Consider the following 21,909-nt stretch of genomic DNA (forward strand, 5'->3'; position numbering starts at 1 on the left):
TACGGACTGCTTGCCGACGTTGCAACCGTCGGAGCCTCGGATTCATTCCGGGCCGGCGCTTGCCTGTTCCTTTTCATGCTCGCACACCGCACCCGGGAAGGGATGCGTCACATCGACGCTATCGGCATCGTCAAACTGACACGAAGCGGTTATGATAGATAGCGTCAAACCGACGAAAAGGTTCGCCGCGGAACTCGCCGAAGAACACAGAAAGGGTGCGTGTCGTGACCACCGCCCAGCCCTTGGACGTCCTGGATGTCCAGCCGACGCCCCTCGCTCTGCTGCTGCTCGGCCGCGAGGCCGACCCGAGGAGCGAGCGCGGCGTCGAATGCCCCGGCGACCTCCCTTCCGCGTCCGACCCGGACCTGGTGGAGCGCGCCCGCGTCGCCAAGGAGAAGCTCGGGGACAAGGTCTTCGTCCTCGGCCACCACTACCAGCGCGACGAGGTCATCCAGTTCGCGGATGTCACCGGTGACTCCTTCAAGCTCGCCCGGGACGCGGCCGCGCGCCCGGAGGCCGAGTACATCGTCTTCTGCGGCGTGCACTTCATGGCCGAGTCCGCGGACATCCTGACCGGCGACGACCAGAAGGTCGTGCTGCCCGACCTGGCGGCCGGCTGCTCGATGGCCGACATGGCCACCGCCGAGCAGGTCGCCGAGTGCTGGGACGTCCTGACCGAGGCCGGCGTCGCCGAGCAGGTCGTGCCCGTCTCGTACATGAACTCCTCCGCCGACATCAAGGCGTTCACCGGCAGGCACGGCGGCACCATCTGCACCTCGTCCAACGCGGCGCGGGCCCTGGAGTGGGCCTTCGAGCAGGGCGAGAAGATCCTCTTCCTGCCGGACCAGCACCTGGGCCGCAACACGGCCGTACGGGACATGGGCCTGAGCCTGGAGGACTGCGTCCTCTACAACCCGCACAAGCCCAACGGCGGCCTGACCGCCGAGGAGCTGCGCGACGCCAAGATGATCCTGTGGCGCGGGCACTGCTCGGTGCACGGCCGCTTCTCGGTCGAGTCCGTCGACGACGTGCGCGAGCGCGTCCCCGGCGTCAACGTGCTGGTGCACCCGGAGTGCAAGCACGAGGTCGTGGCCGCGGCGGACCATGTCGGCTCCACGGAGTACATCATCAAGGCCCTGGAGGCGGCCCCGGCCGGCTCCAAGTGGGCCATCGGCACCGAGCTGAACCTGGTGCGGCGCCTGGCCAACCGCTTCGCGGCCGAGGACAAGGAGATCGTCTTCCTCGACAAGACGGTCTGCTTCTGCTCGACGATGAACCGGATCGACCTCCCGCACCTCGTGTGGACGCTGGAATCGCTGGCGGAGGGCAACCTCGTCAACCAGATCGTGGTCGACCCCGAGACGGAGAAGTACGCGAAGCTGGCGCTGGAGCGGATGCTGGCGCTGCCGTAGGGGCCTGTGAGCACGCGAGGAGGGCCCCGGCGCCGTTCCCACGGCGCCGGGGCCCTCCTGTGTCCACGGGGCCGTCCCCGGCCGCCTCACTCGGCTCTCGGGCGTACCAGACCGGATTCGTACGCGGTCACCACCAGCTGCGCCCGGTCGCGGGCTCCGAGCTTGGCCATCGCCCTGTTCACATGGGTCTTGACGGTGAGCGGGCTGACGGTGAGCCGGTCGGCGATCTCGTCGTTGGAGAGTCCGCCCGCGACCAGGACCAGCACCTCGCGTTCGCGCACGGTGAGCGCGGCGAGCCGCTCGGAGTAGACGGCGGCGTCCGGCCCTTCGCCCCAGCTGCCGCCCTGGGCGAGGAAGGTGGCGATGAGCCCCTTGGTGGCGGCCGGGGAGAGCAGCGCTTCGCCTGCCGCCGCGATACGGATGGCGTTGAGCAGTTCGTCCGGTTCGGCGCCCTTGCCGAGGAAACCCGACGCCCCGGCGCGCAGGGACCGCACCACGTACTCGTCGACCTCGAAGGTGGTCAGCATGACGATCCGGACGTCCGCCAGAGCGGGGTCGGCGCTGATCATGCGGGTGGCGGCGAGCCCGTCGGTGCCGGGCATCCGGATGTCCATCAGCACGACGTCGGCGTGCGTGGAGCGGGCCAGCTCCACCGCTTCGGCGCCGTCCGCGGCCTCGCCCACGACCCGCATGTCCGGCTCGGAGTCGACCAGCACCCGGAACGCGCTGCGCAGGAGCGCCTGGTCGTCGACGAGGAGCACCTTGATCGGATTCACGCCTGTCCCCCCGTTCCGCCCGCGGTGACGGACGTCGCCCGCTCACCCGCGCGCGTCATGACCGGCAGGATCGCATGGACCCGGAATCCGCCGCCGTAGCGGGGGCCCGCGGTCAGCGTGCCGCCGAAGGCCGTGACGCGTTCGCGCATGCCGATGAGCCCGTGGCCGCCGCCGTCGCCGTCGCCCGACCTGGCGGCCGGGCCCTCCTCCGAGCGGCCCCCGCCGTTGTCGAGCACCGTGATCTCGACGGTCGCTCCGACGCGTACGACACTCACCTCGGCCTTGGCGCCCGCCCCGGCGTGCTTGCGCACGTTGGTCAGCGCCTCCTGGATGACCCGGTAGGCCGCCAGGTCCACGGCGGCGGGCAGCGGGTCGCCGGGGTCGGTGCAGGCCACGTCGACGGGCAGCCCCGCGTTGCGGAAGGTCCGCACCAGCTCACCGAGTACGGCGAGCCCGGGGGCCGGTTCGGTGGGTGCCTCCGGGTCCCCGGACTGGCGGAGCAGTCCGACGGTGGCGCGGAGTTCGTTGAGTGCGGAGCGGCTGGCGTCCCGGACGTGGGCGAGCGCTTCCTTGGCCTGGTCGGGGCGCTTGTCCATGACGTGGGCCGCGACGCCCGCCTGCACGTTGACGAGGGCGATGTGGTGGGCGACGACGTCGTGCAGGTCCCGGGCGATCCGCAGCCGCTCCTCGGCGACCCTGCGGCGTGCCTCCTCCTCGCGGGTGCGTTCGGCGCGTTCGGCGCGTTCCCGGATCGCGTCGACGAACGCGCGCCTGCTGCGCACGGCGTCGCCCGCGGCGCCCGCCATACCGGTCCACGCGAAGACACCGAGGTTCTCCTGGCTGTACCAGGGGGCCGAGCCGAAGAACATCGCCGCGGCGGTCAGCACCGTCATCGTCAGCAGGCCGACCCGCCAGGTGGTGGGGCGGTCGGTGTGGGAGGCCACCGTGTAGAGCGCGATCACGGCGCTCATCACCACGGGGGCCGGCGGGTCCGTCACCACGAACTCGGCGGCCGACAGGGCTCCGGTGGCGGCGAGCACCCCCATGGGACGCCGCCGCCGCAGGACGAGCACGGCGGCGCAGAGGACCATCAGGACCACGCTGAGCGGCTCGGGGGTACGCGTGCCGAAGGAGGGCCCGTCCGCACCGTGGTTCGGGTCGGCGAGCGACGCGCAGACCATGCAGACGAGCACGGCCAGGGCGAGTCCCGCGTCGAAGGCGAGGGGATGGCCGCACAGCCAGCGGTGGGTACGCGCGAACCCGGTTCCGAGGGTGGTCACATCGAGCAACGGTACGGCGTGTCACACACCGCGCCGCCCAGTAGTCGCGCGGATCGCGCTCCAGCACGGTGCCCCGCGGCCGGCGGACCGGGCGGGGCACAGCGGCGGGTGCGGGAGCGGGGCACGTCAGCCGGGGATCAGGCCGTCGTCGCCGAGCATGGCGCGCACCTCTTCGAGGGTCGCCTCGGTGGACGGCAGGATCAGCTCGGACGGCTCCAGGGAGTCGTCAGGCAGGGGCGAACCGAGCTCTCGCACCTTGTTCAGCAGTGCGTGGAGCGTGGCGCGGAAACCCGCGCCGTCGCCGCTCTCCATCTCCGCGAGCAGCTCGTCGTCGAGCACGTTGAGCTCGGTGAGATGACTGTCGGCCAGCGTGAGCTGGCCCTCCCCCATGATCCGGACGATCATGACGTTGCCCCTACTGCTTGTCGAACCTGTGCGGACCCTGCTGCGACTGCGGCGCGGCGTCCTGCGCCCCGCCTTCGATGGCCTGCTTCTGCGCGGAGGAGCCGCCGGCCAGTTCGGCCTTCATGCGCTGGAGCTCCAGCTCCACATCCGTACCACCGGAGATCCGGTCCAGCTCGGCGGCGATGTCGTCCTTCGCCGTCCCGGACGCGTCGTCCAGGGCGCCTGAGGCGAGCAGTTCGTCGATGGCACCGGCCCGCGCCTGGAGCTGCTGGGTCTTGTCCTCGGCCCGCTGGATCGCCAGGCCGACGTCGCCCATCTCCTCGGAGATGCCCGAGAACGCCTCGCCGATCCGGGTCTGCGCCTGGGCCGCCGTGTACGTGGCCTTGATGGTCTCCTTCTTGGTACGGAAGGCATCGACCTTGGCCTGGAGCCGCTGGGCCGCGAGGGTGAGCTTCTCCTCCTCGCCCTGCAACGTCTGGTGCTGCGTCTCCAGGTCCGTCACCTGCTGCTGGAGGGCGGCGCGGCGCGACAGCGCCTCGCGGGCCAGATCCTCACGGCCGAGCGCGAGCGCCTTGCGGCCCTGGTCCTCCAGCTTGGACGACTGCCCCTGCAACTGGTTCAGCTGCAGTTCCAGCCGCTTGCGCGACGTCGCCACGTCGGCGACACCGCGTCGCACCTTCTGGAGCAGCTCCAGCTGCTTCTGGTACGAGTAGTCGAGGGTCTCGCGCGGGTCCTCGGCCCGGTCAAGGGCCTTGTTGGCCTTCGCGCGGAAGATCATTCCCATACGCTTCATGACACCGCTCATGGGCTTCGCGCGCCCCCTTCTGACGGACTGAGCTCCGGCACTCCAACAGAACCCACAGTACGGGCCCTGTCTCTATTACCGCACCGTCGAAGCACCGATGTGCTCCTCCCCAAGGACGAGTGCCGGTGGTCCCCGCTCCCGCGCAGGGAGTAGGTGAAGGTCAGGGAAACCCACGGCGTCGTCCGTTCTGCCCCTGTCGGGACGCGTTTAAGGACGCGGGCCGTTGCCGGATCGTTCCCGCCCGGTCCTCTCACGCCCCGATCCACCCCGTACCCTTGGGTTCTGTGTTCCGTAGCCGTTCCTCCAAGGACGAGAAGGCCCCCACCGGCAAGGTGATGGCGGACCTCTCCAAGCAGCCCCGCGACCCCCAGTCACCAAAGGGTCGCCCCACCCCCAAGCGCAGCGAGGCCCAGACGCAGCGCCGTCGTGCCTCCAGCACGCCGACCGACCGCAAGGAGGCCATGAAGCGCCAGCGCGAAGCCAGGCGCGCCGATCTGGCCAAGCAGCGCGAGGCGCTCGCGACGGGCGACGAGCGCTACCTTCCGCCGCGTGACAAGGGGCCGGTCAGGCGCTTCGTCCGCGACTTCGTGGACTCGCGCTTCTGCATCGCCGAGTACTTCCTGCCGCTCGCGGTGATCATCCTGATCCTCAGCGTGATCCAGATCCAGAACATCCAGAACATCTCCCTGCTGCTCTGGCTCGGTGTGATCGTGCTGATCGTGGTCGACTCGATCGGTCTGGCGTTCCGGCTCAAGAAGCAGCTGCGGGAGCGGTTCCCCGACGCCCCGAAGCGCGGTGCCGTCGCGTACGGCCTGATGCGTACGCTCCAGATGCGCCGGCTGCGGCTTCCCAAGCCGCAGGTCAAGCGCGGAGAGCGGCCCTGAGCGCCGACTCCGGCTTCGCGGGGGCCGCTCCGGCGTGGATGAGCGGCCTGGGCGGACTGCGTAACGCGGTCCGCCAGGAGCTCGTCGCCCGGCAGCTCGACGAGCAGATAGCCGCGCGCTTCCCGGTGGGGCAGCGGCTCCGGGTGCTCGATGTCGGCATGGGCCAGGGCACCCAGGCCCTGCGCCTGGCCCGGGCCGGTCACTCGGTGACCGGCCTGGAGTCCGACTGCACGATGCTGGCGGCGGCCAGGGAGGCGCTCGCGGGTGAGCCCGAGGGCATCCGGGAGCGCGTCAGGCTGATCGAGGGCGACGGCCACGAGACCGGCGTGCACTTCCTGCCGGGCAGCTTCGACCTGGTGCTGTGCCACGGGGTGCTGATGTATGTCCCGGAACCCGATCCGATGCTGGCGGGCCTGGCGCGGATGCTGGCTTCCGGCGGGCTCCTGTCGCTGCTCGTGCGCAACGCGGACGCGCTGGCGATGCGGCCCGGGACCGCCGGGGACTTCGAAGGGGCGCTGGCCGCGTTCGACACGGACACGTACACCAACCGGCTCGGCGTCACCGTGCGGGCCGACCGGCTCGACGCCCTGACCGCGACGCTCGCCGGGATCGCCGCGCCGCTGCACGCCTGGTACGGGGTGCGGGTGTTCTGCGACAACGTGGACGAGGAGGCCGGGCTGCCCGCCCCGCCGGAGCTGTCGCGGCTGATGGACGCCGAGGACCGGGCGGGGCGGACCGATCCCTACCGGCGGGTGGCGGCGCTGCTGCACCTGTGCGGCGTACGCGGCTGAGCCCCCGGGCGGCTCGCGGGCGGCGGCCCCCGGTCGGCGCCGTACCCCCGGCCGGCGTATCAGCACAGGCCGACGCGGGCGACCGCCGGTGATACTCCGGTCATGCGCGCATCCCTCTCCCGCAGCCGACTGCTGCTGCCCCTGACCGCCGGCCTCTGCGCCGCCGCCCTGGTGGGCGGCTGCTCCGCTCCGGGCTCCGGCTCGGCGGCGCCCGAGGCCGGGCGGCCGGACTCCGCGCGCCAGGGCCCCGCGCGGGCCGCCAACGAGCTCCAGAGCGACTACCAGGACGCCATCAGGAACGTCCTGCCGTCCGTCGTGCAGATCGACGCCTCCGAGGGCCTGGGTTCGGGCATCGTCTACGACGGGAAGGGCCACATCGTCACCAACGCCCACGTGGTCGGCGAGGAGAAGACCTTCAAGGTCACCGTCGCCACCGGCGAGAAGGTGATCGGTGCCTCGCTGGTCGCCGCCTATCCGGAGCAGGACCTCGCCGTCCTCAGGCTCGACCAGGCGCCGGACGGGCTCAGGCCCGCGAAGTTCGGCGAATCCGAGAAGGTCGCGGTGGGGCAGATCGTGCTGGCGATGGGCTCTCCGCTCGGCCTGTCGAGCAGCGTCACCCAGGGCATCGTCTCCGCCCTGGGCCGGACCGTCACCGAGAGCCGGGCGGGCGGCGGCACCGGGGCGACCATCGCCAACATGGTGCAGACCTCCGCGGCGATCAACCCGGGCAACAGCGGCGGCGCGCTCGTGAACCTCGACAGCGAGGTGGTCGGCATCCCGACCCTGGCGGCGACGGACCCGCAGATGGGCGACAGCGCCGCGCCGGGCATCGGATTCGCGATTCCCGTCTCGATGGTGCGGACGGTCGCCGACCAGATCATCAAGGACGGCAGGGTTACCGACTCCGGCCGGGCGGCCCTGAACATCACGGGCCGGACGGTCGTCGACGACTCCTACCGGCCGGCGGGGGTGGCTCTGGTCAGCGTGGCCGACGGCGGCGCCGCCGACCGGGCGGGGCTGCGGGTGGGAGACATCATCACGGAGATCGGCGACGCCGAGGTCACGACGATCACCTCACTGTCGGAGGCGCTGGCGGACGACGAGCCCGGCGAGAAGGTCACGGTGACCTACCTGCGCAGTGACGCGCGGCGCACGGCCGAGGTCACGCTGGGCGAGATCTAGTCCCTGACGTCTGCGGTCCTGCCCTTCGCCCTGGCCCCGCCGACCGTCCGCCGTCCCTCGCCGTCCCCCGCCGGCCGTGTTCGGTCAACCGTTCACCGTCCCCGTCCCCGTGCGCCGGACAGGCTCGTGCACCGGGCCTGTCCGGCTAACGGGCTGGGTACGACGCGTCAGCCCTGGTCGGCCGAGAGGCGCATCGGGCCGTAGATCTTCGTCGCGTCCTCGAAGAGCGTGACCTGTTCCGCCCCGCCTTCCAGGAGCTCCTTCCAGAACTCACCGATCCAGGACTCCGCATCGCCCTGGGTCGTGAACTCGTCCGGCGTCAGCGCCGGCTCCGTCTCCGTACCGTCGGACTTCTCGAACCGCCACGTCCACGCCATGTCCGCCTCCTGGGTCACGTTGCTGCCCAGAGCCTAGTGCCTCGCCCGGGCGCGCACGGGGTGCCCGGACGCGGGAGGATCAGCACGTGGAACTGACTCTGCTCGGCACCGGAGCCCCCGACGGGCTGCCGCGCCCCGAATGTCCCTGCGCCGTGTGCGCCTGTGCCCGCGGCGAGCGGGCGCGCGCCGCGACCGCCCTCCTGGTCGATGACGCGCTGCTGCTCGACCTCACCCCGGGAGCCGTCTTCGCCGCCGCCCGCGCGGGGCACTCGCTCTCCGCGGTACGGCAGGTGCTGCTGACCCATCCCCACGACGGGCCCGCCCTCGAACTGCCCGCGGGGCTGCCGCCGGCCGGCCGGGTGCCGGACGGCCAGGTGCTGACGCTGATCAGCGGCCACCGGGTGCGGGCGGTGCCGATGGACGCGCCGGGGACGGGGTACGAGGTGACCTCCCCGGAGGGCGAGCGGCTGCTGTACCTGCCGCCGGGGGCCGCCCCCAGCGGCCTCGCCGACCGGGCGGCGCAGCCGTACGACATGGTGGTCTGCGATGTGACCGGGCGCCCCGACGCGGTGGCCCGGCTGCGCGCGGCCGAGGCGGTCGGGCCGGCGACCGAGGTGATCGCCGTCCACCTGGGCCACGACGAGCCGCCAGGTGACGCCCTGGACCGGCGGCTCGCGGCGGCCGGGGCGCGGACCGTGCCGGACGGCACGACGCTGGTGGTGGGCGGGTACCACGCCGTGCCCGACGTACCGCGGCGCACGCTGGTGACCGGCGGCGCCCGGTCGGGGAAGTCGCTGGAGGCCGAGCGGCGGCTGGAGACGTTCCCCGAGGTGGTCTACGTGGCGACCGGCGGGCGCCGGAACGGGGACGCCGAGTGGGCGGCCCGGGTCGGGGTGCACCGGGAGCGCAGGCCCGCGGCGTGGCGTACGGAGGAGACCTGCGAACTGGCGGAGCTGCTGGCGGCCGACGGCCCCCCGCTGCTGATCGACTGCCTGTCGCTGTGGCTGACCGACGCGATGGACCGGGTGGGTGCCTGGGACGACGCGACGTGGGCCGGGAGCGGTGAGGAGGCGTTGCGGGCGCGGGTGGCGGAGCTGGTGCGCGCGGTGCGTGGAACCCGGCGGACCGTGGTGGCGGTGACGAACGAGGTGGGCTCCGGGGTGGTCCCCGCGACGGCTTCCGGACGGCGCTTCCGGGACGAGCTGGGCCGGCTGAACGCCGCGTTCGCCGCGGAGTGCGAACACGTGCTGATGGTGGTGGCGGGGCAGGCGCTGGTGCTGCGGGGGTGAACGCGCCCGCCACCGGCGGCCTTCGGGGCGGTCGGGCGGCACGCTGTCGATGAGGCGTCAGAACGCTGCCGGGTACTGTTCCGTCCGGGAGCCCGCCGCCGGGTTCCGGGCCATCACGTACCGACCCCGCGAGGCAGACCCCCGTGAATCTGGACGACTTCTCCGACCTGATCGAACGCCCCGACGGCGGCGTACGGCGCGATGCCGAGGAACGACGGGAGCGGCTGACCGTACCGCCCGGGGCGCTCGGGCGCCTCGACGAGCTGGGGGAATGGCTCTCCGCCGCCCAGCAGGCCGTACCGGTCAGGCCGGTCGACCAGCCGCGGGTCGTGGTCTTCGCCGCGGATCACGGGGTGGCGGCGCTGGATGTCTCCGGCCGTGCCGCGGGCACCGCGTACGAGCTCGTGCGGGAGACCCTGGACGGTACCGGCCCCATCGCCGTACTGGCCCGGCGCTTCGCCGTTCCCGTACGGATCGTCGACGCGGGTCTGGACTGCGATCCGGAGCTGCTGCCCGACTCCGTCGTACGCCACCGGGTGCGGCGGGGCAGCGGGCGCATCGACATCGAGGACGCGATGACGGCCGATGAGGCCGAGCGGGCCGTACGGCTCGGCATGGCGATCGCCGACGAGGAGGCCGACTCCGGTACGGATCTGGTGGTGCTCGGTGATCTGAGCGTCGGCGGGACCACGGCGGCCGCCACCCTGATCGCGGCCCTGTGCGGCACGGACGCCTCGGTGGTCACCGGCCGCGGCGGCGCGGGGATCGACGACCTGGCGTGGATGCGCAAGTGCGCCGCGATCCGCGACGCGCTGCGCCGGGCGCGGCCGGTGCTGGGTGACCAGCTCGAGCTGCTGGCGGCGGTCGGCGGCGCCGACCTGGCGGCGATGACGGGCTTCCTGCTGCAGAGCGCGGTCCGCCGGATGCCGGTGGTCCTGGACGGTGTGGTCGGGGCGGCCTGTGCCCTGGTGGCGCAGCGGGCCGCGTTCCGGGCGCCGGACTGGTGGCTGGCCGGGCAGGCGAGCGGCGAGCCGGCGCAGGCCAAGGCGCTGGACCGGATGGCGCTCACGCCGCTGCTCGACCACGGGGTGACCGTGGGCGGGGGCTGCGGGGCGATCCTCGCGCTGCCCCTGGTGCAGGCGGCGGCGGCCCTGGCGGCGGAACTGCCGGAGCGCGCGCCGGACGCCGGGAAGTCCGAGGAGGCGGGGTCCGCTGACGCCGCGACCGCCGCCGCGGCCGCGGACCCCGCGACCGCCTGACCGCGTCCGGCGGTCAGGGCCTGGGGCCGGGGAGCGGCACCCGGTCGGGGGCGCCGCCGATCAGGTCCTGGAACCTGCGGCGCGGCCCCGCCCACCGCACGTCGTGGTGGGCGGAACAGCCCCACGAGGGAGGCGGTCAGGACGACGGCCTCCACGCTCCGCCGGCCCTCTCGCCGGGAGCGGGGCGGACAGTACACGTCGTCCAGGTGCAGGATCAGCGCGAAGTCGTCGAGCACCAGACCGGCGCCCACGCGAAGAGACCGCGCAGATCGCGGCGCCGGCGCCTTGCCGGGCGCTGGCCACCGCGCCGAAGCCGCCGATCCCGGTGAGCACCACACCCGGCACCACGTGATAGATGTGCACGCCGCCCGGCGTGACGTCGCGGAAGGGGCCTTTGCCCGCCCGGATCAGCCGCGTGACCGGCGGGTGACCGCGAACGTCAGCACGAAGGCGCTCAGGGCGAGCAGCATCGGCAGTTCGCCGGGCTCCACGATGTCCTGGTGCCACCAGTGACCCATGCCACCCACTCCCGTCGCGTCACTTTCAGCACGTTTGAGGTGATTGATCCAATCCAGCGGTGCCGTGCACCCGCTAGCCTGCGCGCCGTGACCTCCCTGAACAGCCACGGCATACGTTTCGCCTTCGGCACCCTGACCGCGCTCCCCGTCCGCGTCACGCGCTGGGACCGCGAGACCGCCCGTGCCGGGATGCTGTGCGCCCCGCTCGCGGGCCTCCTCGTGGGCCTCCTGGCGGCCGTACCGGGCTCCCTGTTCCTGCTGGCGGGCTCGGGCCCGCTGCTCGCGGCGGTCGCTTCGGCCGCCGTCCCCGCCGCGCTCACCCGCGGGCTGCACCTGGACGGGCTGGCGGACACCGCGGACGGCCTCGGCACGGCGAAGCCCGCGGCGGAGGCACTGCGGATCATGAAGCGGTCGGACATCGGGCCGTTCGGTGTCATCACCCTGCTGTTCGTCCTGCTGGCCCAGGTCGCCGCCCTCTTCCAGCTGTACGGGCAGGGCTGGGCGCACGGCGCGGCGGGCACGGTCGTGGCCGGCGTCGCCGCCCGGCTGGCCCTCACCCTGGCGTCCCGCCGGGGTGTGCCGCCCGCCAGGTTGGAGGGCCTTGGGGCGGCGGTGGCGGGCACGGTCCCCCTCGGCGGCGCGGCCGCCGTGACCGTCCTGACCGTGGCGGCCTGCGCGGGCGCGGGCGCCCTGCTCGGCGGGTACGGGGCCGCGCACCACGCCCTGGCCGCGGTGCTGGCGCTGGGCGCCGCCCACCTGCTGCTGCGGCACTGCGTGCGGCGCTTCGGCGGGGTGACGGGGGACGTGTTCGGGGCGCTGGCGGAGACGGCGGCCACGGCCGCGCTGGTGGCGCTGGCCCTCTAGGGGCCCTTGCCCTTACCGGTCGCCGGCAGGACAGGTCGCGCGCCAGGCGCCGAGCGCGTACTCCTTGCGCAGGGAACTGAGCCCCAGCCGCCGTGTCTGTGCGCAGTACCCGGCCGGTTCCAGCTCGTACTCCGCGTGGAAGACGGCCTTGCCCGCCTCGACGAACGGGGTGAGGGCTTCGCACTCCCCGTACTGGGCGCACTGCTCGTTGACCGCGAAGTCGAAGTCCGGCTCCAGCTCCGGGATCTGGTCCAGGTCGTTCTTGAGACCCACGGCGAGGCCGTGCTCATGGGCGAGACGGGCGATCAGCCGGTTGTAGCGCAGCTGGTCGTCCGCTGTGAGCGGGAAGCCGGACGGGTTCAGGTAGGCGTCCATGTTGTCCGGCTCCACCGCGTCGAAGCCCTTCTTCGCGCACATCGCGATCCGCGCGTCCATCAGCGGCTCCAGGACGTCGGTGCGGCGGATGTCGAGCCAGCGCTCGCCCTCCCAGCCGTTCCCCTCGCCCAGCACGGAGGCGGGGAACTTCCCGGCGTCCGGGCGGAACTCCTCCCAGGCACCGGTGGAGAGGTAGCAGATGACCTTGCGGTCCTCGCGGTGCAGCTCCGCCACCTGTGCGGCGCCGTTCTCAAAGCCGTCGATGTCGTAGACGGGCGCGTCCACCGAGGTGTCCAGCCGGCCGGAGAGCTGCCACTGCCAGTCGATGCCCGGCCCGGGGCGCCAGAGGGAACCGGAGGCGGGGGCGGAGGCCGGTGTACGGGGCTGGGCCGGGGGTCCCGGGGTGCAGGCGGTGACCACGACCAACAGAATCGGTACGGCCGCGGACAGCGACGCCCACGGCCCTCTGCCGCGCATCCGACGACCCGGCCGCATGACGTTGTCCCCTCGCTCGCCCCGTACCCCGCAGTGACCCTACTGGCGTGGCCGGTCCCCGCACGACGGGCCGCCGCTGTGAGGCAACAGGAAAGGCGCGCGTAGGCTCATTCCCGGCACATTGCGGCGGCGTCTACGATGCGCCGGGCACGGTCGGCCCACCTCTCGACCGACAACAGAACTCAACGGAAGCGAGATTTCACCACCGTGACTGCTCTCACTCTCAGCACTGCCGGTGCGGCGACGCTGCGCGCCGACGCACTCGTCGTCGGCGTCGCCAAGGGCGCTGGATCCAAGTCTGGGGACCTGGTCCTCGCGCCGGGCGCCGAGGCCGTGGACAAGGCGTTCGACGGAAAGCTCGCCACCGTCCTGGAGACCCTGGGCGCCTCCGGTGCCGAGGGCGAGGTGACCAAGCTCCCCGCACCCTCCGGTCTCAAGGTCCCGGTCGTCATCGCGGTCGGGCTCGGCGCGGTCCCGGACGGGGACGACGCGTACGACGCCGAGAAGCTCCGCCGCGCCGCGGGCTGTGCCGCCCGCGCCCTGGCCGGGGCGGAGAAGGCCGGCTTCGCGCTGCCCCTCGCGTCCGTCGAGGACGCCGGTGCCGTCGCCGAGGGCGCGCTGCTCGGCGCCTACGCCTTCACCGCCTACCAGCGCGGCGAGAACTCGCTCGCGCCCAAGGGCGCCAAGGACAACGGCCCCAAGCTGCCGCTCGCCGAGGTGGCCCTGCTCGGCACCAAGCCGCGTGACAAGGCGTTCAAGGCCGCAGCCGAGCGCGCCACCGCGCTCGTCGAGGAGATCAACCGCGCCCGCGACCTGGTCAACACCCCGCCGAACGACCTGTACCCCGAGTCCTTCGCCGCCGTGGCCGCCGCCGCGGGCAAGGAGCACGGCATCAAGGTGCAGATCCTCGACGAGAAGGCGCTCGTCAAGGGCGGCTTCGGCGGTCTGCTGGGCGTCGGCCAGGGCTCGTCCCACGGCCCCCGCCTGGTGCGGCTCGCCTACACGCACCCCAAGGCGGAGAAGACCCTGGCCCTCGTGGGCAAGGGCATCACCTACGACTCGGGCGGCATCTCGCTCAAGCCGGCCGGCCACAACGAGACGATGAAGTGCGACATGAGCGGCGCCGCCGCCGTGTTCGCGGCCGTCGTCGCCGCCGCCCGTCTCGGCCTGCGGGTCAACGTCACCGGCTGGCTCGCGCTCGCCGAGAACATGCCGTCGGGCACCGCCACCCGCCCGGGCGACGTGCTGCGCATGTACAGCGGCAAGACCGTCGAGGTCCTCAACACGGACGCCGAGGGCCGGCTCGTCCTCGCCGACGCGCTGACCCGCGCCTCCGAGGAGAAGCCGGACGCGATCGTCGACGTCGCCACGCTCACCGGCGCCATGGTGCTCGCCCTGGGCAACCGCACCTTCGGCATCATGGCCAACGACGACGCCTTCCGTACCTCCATCCACGAGATCGCCGAGGAGGTCGGCGAGGCTTCCTGGCCGATGCCGCTCCCCGCCGACCTGCGCAAGGGCATGGAGTCCCCGACCGCCGACATCGCCAACATGGGCGAGCGGATGGGCGGCGGCCTGGTGGCCGGCCTCTTCCTCAAGGAGTTCGTGGGCGAGGGCATCGCCTGGGCCCACCTGGACATCGCGGGCCCGGCCTACCACGAGGGCGCCCCCTACGGCTACACGCCCAAGGGCGGCACCGGTTCCGCGGTCCGCACCCTGGTCGCCCTCGCGGAGCGCACCGCCGCCGGCGACCTCGGCTGAACCACTCCCGCGTGACGTCGGCCCCGGGCATGGGCCCGGGGCCGTACGCGTTGACGCAGGAGTGCCGGAAGGCCGGCCGAAGCGCCCTCCAGCACTCTCCGTACGCAGCAGTAACCCCCGGAGGCGAGTGATCATCCGCCTCCGACCCGGGCCCCGCGTCCCGCTCACCGTCAACAAGTGCGAAGATGGGTTCTCGGCAGGACAGGGCCCCCACCACAGGGCCGAATGACAAAAACGGCCGAACACCAGCCGACCGGCCGGTCACACCCCAGCGACGGGGCCCGGCATACGGCGCACATGCATGGAGGACGTGACGTGGCGAACGACGCCAGCACCGTTTTCGACCTAGTGATCCTCGGCGGTGGCAGCGGCGGGTACGCCGCCGCCCTGCGCGGAGCGCAGCTGGGTCTGGACGTCGCCCTGATCGAGAAGGGCAAGGTCGGCGGCACCTGCCTGCACAACGGCTGCATCCCCACGAAGGCGCTGCTGCACGCCGGCGAGATCGCCGACCAGGCCCGCGAGGCTGGTCAGTTCGGCGTGAAGGCCACCTTCGAGGGCATCGACATCGAGGCCGTCCACAAGTACAAAGACGAGGTGATCTCGGGCCTGTACAAGGGTCTGCAGGGACTCATCGCCTCGCGCAAGGTGCACTACATCGAGGGTGAGGGGCGGCTCTCCTCCCCCACCTCCGTCGACGTGAACGGCGAACGTGTCACCGGGCGGCACGTCCTGCTGGCGACCGGTTCCGTGCCGAAGTCGCTGCCGGGCCTGGAGATCGACGGCAACCGCGTCATCTCCTCGGACCACGCGCTGACGCTGGACCGCGTACCGAAGTCCGCGATCATCCTGGGCGGCGGCGTGATCGGCGTCGAGTTCGCCTCGGCGTGGAAGTCCTTCGGCACCGACGTCACCATCATCGAGGGGCTGAAGCACCTGGTCCCCGTGGAGGACGAGAACAGCTCGAAGATCCTTGAGCGGGCGTTCCGCAAGCGCGGCATCAAGTTCAACCTCGGCACGTTCTTCGACAAGGCCGAGTACACCGAGGACGGCGTCCGCGTGACGCTCGCCGACGGCAAGACCTTCGAGGCCGAGCTGCTTCTGGTCGCCATCGGCCGCGGTCCGGTCTCGCAGGGCCTCGGTTACGAGGAGGCCGGCGTCGCGATGGACCGCGGTTACGTCCTGGTCGACGAGTACATGCGGACCAACGTGCCGACCGTGTCGGCCGTGGGCGACCTGGTCCCGACCCTCCAGCTCGCCCACGTCGGCTTCGCCGAGGGCATCCTGGTGGCGGAGCGGCTGGCCGGTCTCAAGACCGTGCCGATCGACTACGACGGTGTGCCGAAGGTGACGTACTGCCACCCCGAGGTCGCCTCCGTCGGCATCACCGAGGCCAAGGCCAAGGAGATCTACGGTGCGGACAAGGTCGTCGCCCTCAAGTACAACCTCGCGGGCAACGGCAGGAGCAAGATCCTGAAGACCGCGGGCGAGATCAAGCTCGTCCAGGTCAAGGACGGTGCCGTGGTCGGCGTCCACATGGTCGGTGACCGTATGGGCGAGCAGGTCGGCGAAGCACAGCTGATCTACAACTGGGAGGCGCTGCCCGCCGAGGTCGCGCAGCTCATCCACGCCCACCCGACACAGAACGAGGCACTGGGCGAGGCGCACATGGCCCTGGCCGGCAAGCCCCTCCACTCCCACGACTGACCAGTCGAACGGCGCGACCGACCGACCACTTCCGCACATTCGTTAGGAGCAACTGAAACCATGTCGGTTTCCGTAACCCTTCCGGCGCTCGGCGAGAGCGTCACCGAGGGCACTGTCACCCGTTGGCTGAAGGCCGAGGGCGAGCGCGTCGAGGCCGACGAGCCGTTGCTCGAGGTCTCGACCGACAAGGTCGACACCGAGATCCCGTCGCCCGCCGCCGGCATCCTGGCCTCCATCAAGGTCGCCGAGGACGAGACCGTCGAGGTCGGCGCCGAGCTGGCCGTCATCGACGACGGCTCGGGCGCCCCCGAGGCCCCGGCAGCCGAGGCCGCTCCGGCAGCCGAGTCCGCCCCCGAGGCCGCTCCGGCCGCCGAGCCCGCCGCGGCACCGGCTCCGGCCGCGACCGAGGCGCCGACCGCGCCGTCCACCGAGACCGAGGCCCCGGCCGAGGCTCCGACGGCCGAGGCCGCCACCGGTGCCTCGTCCGCCTCCGGCACCGACGTCACCCTCCCGGCGCTCGGTGAGAGCGTCACCGAGGGCACCATCACCCGCTGGCTGAAGCAGGTCGGCGAGGAGGTCACCGAGGACGAGCCTCTGCTGGAGGTCTCCACGGACAAGGTCGACACCGAGATCCCGGCCCCGGTCTCCGGTGTGCTGCTGGAGATCGTCGTCGGCGAGGACGAGACCGCCGAGGTCGGCGCGAAGCTCGCCGTCATCGGTGCCGCGGGTTCCGCTCCGGCGGCTGCCGAGGCCCCCGCCGCCCCGGCCGCGGCCCCGGAACCGGCCGCCCAGGCCCCGGCCGCCCCGGAACCGGCCGCAGCTCCGGCCCCGGCAGCACCGGCTCCCGCGGCCGCACCGGCCCCGGCACCGGCAGCACCGGCGAAGGCCGCCGCACCGGCGCCCGCCCCGGCCGCGCCCGCCGCTCCGGCTCCGGCCGCAGCCGCTCCGGCACCCGTCACCCCGGCACCGGCCGCCCAGGCCGCGCCCTCCGGTGACGACGGCGCGTACGTCACGCCGCTGGTCCGCAAGCTCGCCACCGAGAACGGTGTCGACCTGGGCGCGGTCAAGGGCACCGGCGTCGGTGGCCGTATCCGCAAGCAGGACGTCATCGACGCCGCGGAGGCCGCCAAGGCCGCCGCCGCTCCGGCTCCGGCCGCCGCGGCGAGCGGGGGCACCGCAGCCAAGGCGCCGAAGGTGGAGGCGTCCCCGCTGCGGGGCCAGACCGTCAAGATGACCCGCATGCGCAAGGTCATCGGCGAGAACATGATGAAGGCGCTGCACTCGCAGGCCCAGCTGACCTCGGTGCTCGAGGTCGACATCACCAGGCTGATGAAGCTGCGCAACCAGGCGAAGGAGTCCTTCGCCGCCCGTGAGGGCGTCAAGCTGTCCCCGATGCCGTTCTTCGTGAAGGCGGCGGCCCAGGCGCTGAAGGCCCACCCGGTCGTCAACGCCCGGATCAACGGCGACGAAGGCACCATCACGTACTTCGACTCGGAGAACATCGGCATCGCCGTGGACGCCGAGAAGGGTCTGATGACCCCGGTCATCAAGGGCGCCGGCGACCTGAACATCGCCGGTATCGCGAAGAAGACCGCCGAGCTGGCCGGCAAGGCCCGTGGTGGCGGCCTGACCCCGGACGACATGTCCGGTGCCACCTTCACGATCAGCAACACCGGCTCGCGCGGCGCGCTGTTCGACACCGTCATCGTGCCGCCGAACCAGGCGGCCATCCTGGGTATCGGTGCCACGGTCCGCCGTCCGGTGGTCATCGACCACCCGGACCTCGGCGAGACGATCGCGGTGCGCGACATGACGTACCTCTCGCTCTCCTACGACCACCGTCTGGTGGACGGCGCGGATGCCGCCCGCTATCTGACGACGGTCAAGGCGATCCTGGAGGCCGGTGAGTTCGAGGTCGAGCTCGGTCTCTGAGCGACGCCCCTGTAACCAGCCTCACCAGCGGCGCCCCGTCCGGAAGTCCTCCGGGCGGGGGCGCCGCCGTATTGTCTAGAAGGCCAGCGGCCGCCCGGGCTGCCGTGCTGGTGCACGCAGCGCCGGATTGCTCAGAAGGAGCCCCTCATGACCCCGCCCGTCGTCCACTCGCTGCGCGAACAGATCCGCGAGCACATCGTGGACGGGATCGTCAGCGGGCGCTGGAAGCCGGGTGAGCGGATCGTGGAACGCCGGATCGCCACCGAGCTGGAGGTCAGCCAGACCCCCGTACGGGAGGCCCTGCGCGAGCTGGAGACCCTCCGGCTGATCGAGTCCGCGCCCAACAAGGGCGTACGGGTGCGGAATCTGACCGCGGCCGACCTGGAGGAGAGCTACCCGGTTCGAGCGGGCCTGGAGCAGATCGCGGCGGAACTCGCGGCCCCCCGCCTCGGCGACGACTGCTCGGCGCTGGCACCCCACGTGGCGGCCCTGTACGAGGCGGACCGGCTGGCCGACGGCGAGGCCCAGGTGCGGCACACCGTGGCGTTCCACCGGCAGATGGTGAAGGCGGCCGGGAACGCCGTCCTGCTGCACACCTGGGAGGGGCTGGGCATCGAGGTGTTCACGGCCCTGTCGATCCGGTGGCTGGGCACGGTCCAGAAGTCGTACGCGGAGGAGCACGAGGCGCTGATCGAGGCGTTCCTGCGGAAGGACCCGCAGATCGGCGCCCTGGTCAAGGCACATGTGCTGGGCTGCGCGCCTCGCGCGTGACCTGACCGCCCAGCTGTCACACCCGGCGCTCGACTGTTCCGGCAAGCGCCCTGTTTACGCCCTTTTGCCGCGTCACTCCGTGCCCTCTCACGAGGCACCGAATGCCACTTTCTTCATATCGAGAAGTTTTGCCCTTCAACCCTTTGATCGATCATCGATCAGCGCCTTACAGTTCACTCCGCGGGCCCACCGGCCCCATCGCCCTGTCCTGCCAGCCAGGGCCTTCTCCACCCCCCTCCTCTCCGGAAGGCGGCGATCATGACCGACCCCGTAGGAAAGCTTCCGAGCGAGCTCGACCAGCTCCCGGACCGTGACCCCGAGGAGACCGCCGAATGGGCGGCCTCCCTCGACGCCGTCACCAAGGCCGCCGGCCCCCACCGGGCCGCGTACCTCATGCGGCGCTCGCTCCAGCACGCCGAGGGTGCCGGTCTCGCGCTGCCCAAGCTGCTGGAGACCGATTACGTCAACTCCATCCCGACCGCCCCGGAGCCCGACTTCGACGGTGACCTGGAGATGGAGTCCCGCATCACCGCCTGGAACCGCTGGAACGCGGCTGCCATGGTGACCCGCGGCGCCCGCTACGGCGTCGGCGGCCACATCGCCACCTTCGCGTCGGCCGCCTGGCTGTACGAGACCGGCTTCAACCACTTCTTCCGCGGCAAGGAGGGGGACGGCTCCGGCGACCAGCTCTACATCCAGGGCCACGCCTCCCCCGGCATCTACGCCCGCGCCTTCCTCGACGGCCGGCTCAGCGAGCAGCAGCTCGACAAGTTCCGCCAGGAGGCGGGCGGCGAGGGACTGCCCTCCTACCCGCACCCGCGGCGGCTGCCCTGGCTGTGGGAGTTCCCCACCGTGTCGATGGGCCTCGGCCCGCTCTCGGCCATCTACCAGGCGCGCTTCAACCGCTACCTGGCCAACCGCGACATCAAGGACACGTCGAACTCGCACGTCTGGGCCTTCCTGGGCGACGGCGAGATGGACGAACCCGAGTCGACCGCCGCCCTCGCCCTCGCGGCCCGTGAGCAGCTCGACAACCTGACCTTCGTCATCAACTGCAACCTGCAGCGTCTCGACGGCCCGGTCCGCGCCAACTTCCGCGTGGTCCAGGAGCTGGAGGGCGCCTTCCGGGGGCGGGCTGGAACGTCGTCAAGACGCTCTGGGGCAACGCCTGGGACGAGCTGTTCCAGCTGGACACCTCGGGTGCGCTGGTACGCCGGCTCCGGGAGGTCCCGGACGCGCAGTTCCAGACGTACGCCACCCGCGACGTCGCCTACATCCGCGAGCACTTCTTCGGCGCCGAGCCCGCGCTCGCCGAGCTGGCCAAGCTGCTCACGGACGCGAAGATCGCCGAGTGCTTCTACACCTCGCGCGGCGGCCACGAGGCCCGCAAGGTCTACGCCGCGTACCGGGCGGCCGTCGAGCACAAGGGCGCGCCGACCGTGATCCTCGCGCAGACGGTGAAGGGCTACACGCTCGGCAAGGGCTTCGAGTCCAAGAACTCCAACCACCAGATGAAGAAGCTGTCGGCCGACGAGTTCAAGGACATGCGCGAACTCCTCGGTCTGCCGATCCCGGACAGCGCCTTCACCGACGGCCTGGTGCCGTACGGCCACCCGGGCGCGGACTCCCCCGAGGTCCGCTACCTCCAGGAGCGCCGTGCCGCGCTCGGCGGCCCCGCACCGGCCCGCCGGGTGCACGCGGTGGCGCTGCCGGAGCCGGAGGAGCGCGCGTTCAAAGCCCTCTACAAGGGGTCCGGCAAGCAGGAGATGGCCACCACCATGGCGTTCGTGCGCCTGGCCAAGGACCTGATGCGGGACAAGGAGACCGGCAGACGCTGGGTGCCGATCGTCCCGGACGAGGCGCGCACGTTCGGCATGGAGTCGCTGTTCCCCTCGGCGGGCATCTACTCGCCGCTCGGCCAGACGTACGAGCCGGTCGACCACGACCAGCTGATGTACTACAAGGAGGCCAAGGACGGCCAGATCCTCAACGAGGGGATCACCGAGGCCGGGGCCATGGCGGACTTCATCGCCGCGGCGACGTCGTACGCGACGCACGGCGAGACCATGATCCCCTTCTACATCTTCTACTCGATGTTCGGCTGGCAGCGGACCGGCGACCAGATGTGGCAGCTCGCCGACCAGCTCGGCAAGGGCTTCATCGTGGGCGCCACGGCCGGCCGGACGACGCTGACGGGAGAGGGTCTCCAGCACGCGGACGGCCACTCGCACCTGATCGCGTCCACGAACCCGGCGTCACTCAACTACGACCCCGCGTTCGCGTACGAGATCGCGGTGATCGTCAAGGACGGTCTGCGGCGGATGTACGGCCCCGAGGCCGAGGACGTCTTCTACTACCTGACGGTCTACAACGAGCCGAAGCGGCAGCCCGCGATGCCGGAAGGCGTCGAGGAGGGCATCCTCAAGGGCCTGTACCGCTTCAGGGAGGGCACGCCCGCCGGCGCGGAGTCGCCACGGCTCCAGCTGCTCGCCTCCGGTACGGCGATCCACTGGGCCCTGGAGGCGCAGGAGCTGCTGGCCGCGGATTGGGGCGTCACGGCCGACGTCTGGTCGGCCACCTCATGGGGTGAGCTGAGGCGCGAGGCGCTGCTGGCCGACGAGGCGATACTCCACGGGGAGCAGCGCGTGCCGTACGTGACGCAGGCACTGTCCGGCGCGCCGGGTCCTGTGCTGGCCGTCAGCGACTGGATGCGGGCGGTTCCCGACCAGATCAGCCAGTGGGTGGAGCAGGACTGGACCTCGCTCGGCACGGACGGTTTCGGCCTCTCCGACACGCGTGAGGCGGCCCGCCGCCACTTCGGGGTCGACGCGCAGTCGGTCGCCGTCGCGGCGCTGGCGCAGTTGGCGCGGCGCGGCGAGATACCGGCGTCGTCGGTGAAGGAGGCACGGGAGCGGTACGGTCTCTGACCTGCTTGTACCCGTGCCACTCGGGGGCCGGGCGGGCGCTTGAGGGCTCTTTCGAGCCCGCCCGGCGATTGAGGGCATCGGTTCGACCTCTCCCCCACAATG

Annotated in this window: 17 protein-coding genes and 2 pseudogenes; 12 read left to right on the forward strand and 7 right to left on the reverse strand. The window is 72.1% G+C overall.

From position 1 onward, the window contains the following. The first annotated feature begins 215 nt into the window (after window positions 1-215). Complete coding sequence (gene nadA / locus Sfulv_RS06915) at window positions 216-1,412, forward strand: quinolinate synthase NadA (protein ID WP_173312798.1); 1,197 nt, start codon at window positions 216-218, stop codon at window positions 1,410-1,412. 86 nt (window positions 1,413-1,498) lie between these two features. Here nadA and Sfulv_RS06920 read toward each other — a convergent pair whose 3' ends face one another. The 4 genes from Sfulv_RS06920 to Sfulv_RS06935 all read right to left on the reverse strand — a co-directional run bounded on the left by Sfulv_RS06920 (window position 1,499) and on the right by Sfulv_RS06935 (window position 4,666). Continuing rightward, on the reverse strand, window positions 1,499-2,188 hold the full coding sequence (locus Sfulv_RS06920) for a response regulator (RefSeq protein ID WP_173312800.1): 690 nt from the start codon (window positions 2,186-2,188) through the stop codon (window positions 1,499-1,501). Then, window positions 2,185-3,468 carry a sensor histidine kinase gene (locus Sfulv_RS06925; protein WP_173312802.1) on the reverse strand — a complete coding sequence of 428 codons (1,284 nt, stop codon included), beginning with the start codon at window positions 3,466-3,468 and terminating at the stop codon, window positions 2,185-2,187. The genes Sfulv_RS06920 and Sfulv_RS06925 overlap by 4 nt, the downstream gene beginning before the upstream one ends. Before the next feature lie 126 nt (window positions 3,469-3,594). Beyond that, window positions 3,595-3,873 (reverse strand): PspA-associated protein PspAA, encoded by a 279-nt coding sequence (gene pspAA, locus Sfulv_RS06930; RefSeq protein WP_173312804.1) that lies wholly within the window; start codon window positions 3,871-3,873, stop codon window positions 3,595-3,597. A 10-nt stretch (window positions 3,874-3,883) separates the two neighbouring features. Next, complete coding sequence (locus tag Sfulv_RS06935; protein ID WP_173312806.1) at window positions 3,884-4,666, reverse strand: PspA/IM30 family protein; 783 nt, start codon at window positions 4,664-4,666, stop codon at window positions 3,884-3,886. Window positions 4,667-4,962: 296 nt separating this feature from the next. On the opposite strand from Sfulv_RS06935, the gene Sfulv_RS06940 reads away from it, so the two are divergent. The 3 genes from Sfulv_RS06940 to Sfulv_RS06950 all read left to right on the forward strand — a co-directional run bounded on the left by Sfulv_RS06940 (window position 4,963) and on the right by Sfulv_RS06950 (window position 7,535). Further along, the gene (locus Sfulv_RS06940; RefSeq protein ID WP_173312808.1) at window positions 4,963-5,562 is read left to right on the forward strand and encodes a DUF3043 domain-containing protein; all 600 of its coding nucleotides are present in this window, start codon (window positions 4,963-4,965) and stop codon (window positions 5,560-5,562) included. A 38-nt stretch (window positions 5,563-5,600) separates the two neighbouring features. Continuing rightward, on the forward strand, window positions 5,601-6,353 hold the full coding sequence (locus tag Sfulv_RS06945; RefSeq protein WP_173312810.1) for a class I SAM-dependent methyltransferase: 753 nt from the start codon (window positions 5,601-5,603) through the stop codon (window positions 6,351-6,353). Window positions 6,354-6,455: 102 nt separating this feature from the next. Continuing rightward, window positions 6,456-7,535, forward strand: coding sequence for a S1C family serine protease (locus Sfulv_RS06950; protein ID WP_173312812.1), 1,080 nt, complete (start codon window positions 6,456-6,458; stop codon window positions 7,533-7,535). Window positions 7,536-7,702: 167 nt separating this feature from the next. Here the strand turns inward: Sfulv_RS06950 and Sfulv_RS06955 are convergent, their stop codons facing one another. Next, window positions 7,703-7,912 carry a hypothetical protein gene (locus Sfulv_RS06955; protein WP_173312814.1) on the reverse strand — a complete coding sequence of 70 codons (210 nt, stop codon included), beginning with the start codon at window positions 7,910-7,912 and terminating at the stop codon, window positions 7,703-7,705. 86 nt (window positions 7,913-7,998) lie between these two features. Between Sfulv_RS06955 and Sfulv_RS06960 the strand changes: the two genes are divergently transcribed. Both Sfulv_RS06960 and cobT read left to right on the forward strand, forming a co-directional pair. After that, window positions 7,999-9,201 (forward strand): bifunctional adenosylcobinamide kinase/adenosylcobinamide-phosphate guanylyltransferase, encoded by a 1,203-nt coding sequence (locus Sfulv_RS06960; protein ID WP_173312816.1) that lies wholly within the window; start codon window positions 7,999-8,001, stop codon window positions 9,199-9,201. A 143-nt stretch (window positions 9,202-9,344) separates the two neighbouring features. Continuing rightward, complete coding sequence (cobT, locus tag Sfulv_RS06965; RefSeq protein WP_173312818.1) at window positions 9,345-10,460, forward strand: nicotinate-nucleotide--dimethylbenzimidazole phosphoribosyltransferase; 1,116 nt, start codon at window positions 9,345-9,347, stop codon at window positions 10,458-10,460. A gap of 116 nt (window positions 10,461-10,576) precedes the next feature. On the opposite strand, the pseudogene Sfulv_RS06970 reads toward cobT, so the two are convergent. Beyond that, window positions 10,577-10,978: pseudogene (locus Sfulv_RS06970) on the reverse strand (hypothetical protein); the annotation flags it as partial. A gap of 87 nt (window positions 10,979-11,065) precedes the next feature. Between Sfulv_RS06970 and Sfulv_RS06975 the strand changes: the two are divergent. After that, window positions 11,066-11,842, forward strand: coding sequence for an adenosylcobinamide-GDP ribazoletransferase (locus tag Sfulv_RS06975; RefSeq protein ID WP_173312820.1), 777 nt, complete (start codon window positions 11,066-11,068; stop codon window positions 11,840-11,842). Between the two features lie 12 nt (window positions 11,843-11,854). Here the strand turns inward: Sfulv_RS06975 and Sfulv_RS06980 are convergent, their stop codons facing one another. Next, a complete protein-coding gene (locus tag Sfulv_RS06980; protein ID WP_371874641.1) occupies window positions 11,855-12,712 on the reverse strand; it encodes an endo alpha-1,4 polygalactosaminidase in 858 nt (285 codons plus the stop codon). A 207-nt stretch (window positions 12,713-12,919) separates the two neighbouring features. Between Sfulv_RS06980 and Sfulv_RS06985 the strand changes: the two genes are divergently transcribed. The 5 genes and pseudogenes from Sfulv_RS06985 (at window position 12,920) to aceE (ending at window position 21,807) form a co-directional block, all read left to right on the forward strand. Then, window positions 12,920-14,473, forward strand: a complete 1,554-nt coding sequence (locus Sfulv_RS06985) for a leucyl aminopeptidase (protein ID WP_173312824.1) — start codon at window positions 12,920-12,922, stop codon at window positions 14,471-14,473. 315 nt (window positions 14,474-14,788) lie between these two features. Next, on the forward strand, window positions 14,789-16,177 hold the full coding sequence (lpdA, locus tag Sfulv_RS06990) for a dihydrolipoyl dehydrogenase (RefSeq protein ID WP_173312826.1): 1,389 nt from the start codon (window positions 14,789-14,791) through the stop codon (window positions 16,175-16,177). A 60-nt stretch (window positions 16,178-16,237) separates the two neighbouring features. Then, a complete protein-coding gene (sucB, locus tag Sfulv_RS06995) occupies window positions 16,238-18,109 on the forward strand; it encodes a 2-oxoglutarate dehydrogenase, E2 component, dihydrolipoamide succinyltransferase (protein ID WP_173312828.1) in 1,872 nt (623 codons plus the stop codon). A 147-nt stretch (window positions 18,110-18,256) separates the two neighbouring features. Further along, the gene (locus tag Sfulv_RS07000) at window positions 18,257-18,880 is read left to right on the forward strand and encodes a GntR family transcriptional regulator (protein ID WP_173312830.1); all 624 of its coding nucleotides are present in this window, start codon (window positions 18,257-18,259) and stop codon (window positions 18,878-18,880) included. Between the two features lie 258 nt (window positions 18,881-19,138). Further along, window positions 19,139-21,807, forward strand: a pseudogene (gene aceE / locus Sfulv_RS07005) (pyruvate dehydrogenase (acetyl-transferring), homodimeric type). Window positions 21,808-21,909: the final 102 nt, after the last annotated feature.

Origin of the sequence: Streptomyces fulvorobeus, assembly GCF_013167895.1 — a bacterium.
Taxonomy (GTDB): domain Bacteria; phylum Actinomycetota; class Actinomycetes; order Streptomycetales; family Streptomycetaceae; genus Streptomyces; species Streptomyces fulvorobeus.

Coding starts and splice junctions, on each gene's coding strand:
- pspAA (WP_173312804.1), bottom strand. CDS start 3,873: ATGATCGTCCGGATCATGGGGGAGGGCCAGCTCACGCTGGCCGACAGT.
- Sfulv_RS06935 (WP_173312806.1), bottom strand. CDS start 4,666: ATGAAGCGTATGGGAATGATCTTCCGCGCGAAGGCCAACAAGGCCCTT.
- Sfulv_RS06945 (WP_173312810.1), top strand. CDS start 5,601: ATGAGCGGCCTGGGCGGACTGCGTAACGCGGTCCGCCAGGAGCTCGTC.
- Sfulv_RS06950 (WP_173312812.1), top strand. CDS start 6,456: ATGCGCGCATCCCTCTCCCGCAGCCGACTGCTGCTGCCCCTGACCGCC.
- Sfulv_RS06955 (WP_173312814.1), bottom strand. CDS start 7,912: ATGGCGTGGACGTGGCGGTTCGAGAAGTCCGACGGTACGGAGACGGAG.
- Sfulv_RS06980 (WP_371874641.1), bottom strand. CDS start 12,712: ATGCGGCCGGGTCGTCGGATGCGCGGCAGAGGGCCGTGGGCGTCGCTG.
- sucB (WP_173312828.1), top strand. CDS start 16,238: ATGTCGGTTTCCGTAACCCTTCCGGCGCTCGGCGAGAGCGTCACCGAG.
- Sfulv_RS07000 (WP_173312830.1), top strand. CDS start 18,257: ATGACCCCGCCCGTCGTCCACTCGCTGCGCGAACAGATCCGCGAGCAC.